General features: G+C 67.3%; 1 protein-coding gene. It reads right to left on the bottom strand.

The window, feature by feature from the left end:
- On the bottom strand, positions 1-569 hold a 569-nt coding region (locus EN884_RS37960; protein WP_206617787.1), incomplete at both ends, for a lipid II flippase MurJ.

The following is a 569-nucleotide window of genomic DNA, read 5'->3' as shown; positions in this document are numbered from 1 at the left end:
GACCAGCGACAGCAGCGTCGTCGCCTTGACCACCAGCGGCGAGCCGGGCCCGAGCCTGACGGCGAACCAATGCTCGGCAAAATAGAGCGCTGCCCCCATCACGATAGCCGACAGCACCAGACGTGGAATGCGCTTCATCAGCGGCACGTCGCGGCCCCAGTGGCCGCGCCGGATCAGGACGCCGAGCAGCATCACCGCGTTGACCCAGCCGGCGACGGCCGAGGCCACCGCGATGCCGGGCGCGCCCATCCGTGGAAACAGCGTCAGCGCCGTGGTGACGTTCACCGCCACCGAGATGGCGGCAAAGATCATCGGAGTACGCGTGTCCTCTCGGGCGAAATAGCCCGGCGTGAATGCCTTGATCAGCACGAAGGCCGGGAGGCCGAGGCCGAAGATCGCCAGGATCGCCGCCACCGTTGGCGTCGAGCCGTTGGCGGCGAACGCGCCGCGCTCATAGACCAGCCGTACGATCGGCTCCGACATCACCCAGAGTGCGGCGGCTGCCGGCAGCGTCAGGAACAGTGTGAACTCGACCGAGCGGTTTTGCAGATTGGCCGCCTCGATCAGAT

This window comes from Mesorhizobium sp. M7A.F.Ca.AU.001.01.1.1, from assembly GCF_004022735.1.
GTDB classification, from domain to species: domain Bacteria; phylum Pseudomonadota; class Alphaproteobacteria; order Rhizobiales; family Rhizobiaceae; genus Mesorhizobium; species Mesorhizobium ciceri.
Note: the sequence above shows the minus strand (reverse complement) of the source record. Positions and strands in the feature narration are given on the sequence as shown.